Raw genomic sequence first — 246 nt, 5'->3', positions numbered from 1 at the left:
GTGGCGTGCGGGCAGGAACGCGGACGTGAAGACCTGTCCTCCATCCCGTCCCAGCCGTGCTCCAGATAGCGTCGGAACCACCGGTGGGCGCAGGTCCGGGAGACACCCATTTCCTTCGCCACGTGGGCCACGGGGCGGCCGTCCAGAACACGCTGGACAAGGATGCCTCTACCGGCAGGAGTCAGACGGGCATTACGGTGGACCATGAAGACCTCTTAGTCGTTCGGTGTGTGTGGTAACCACCAA

At 63.8% G+C, this 246-nt stretch carries 1 protein-coding gene; it reads right to left on the bottom strand.

What is annotated here, in order from left to right; translation table 11 throughout:
- Nucleotides 1-206, bottom strand: a 206-nt coding sequence (locus ACU18_RS19440) for a helix-turn-helix domain-containing protein (RefSeq protein ID WP_157407853.1), incomplete at its 3' end; no start/stop codon positions are given.
- Nucleotides 207-246 lie beyond the last annotated feature (40 nt).

This window comes from Arthrobacter sp. ZBG10, from assembly GCF_001238605.1.
Lineage (GTDB): Bacteria > Actinomycetota > Actinomycetes > Actinomycetales > Micrococcaceae > Arthrobacter.
This window is presented reverse-complemented; position numbering and strand designations above follow the sequence as displayed.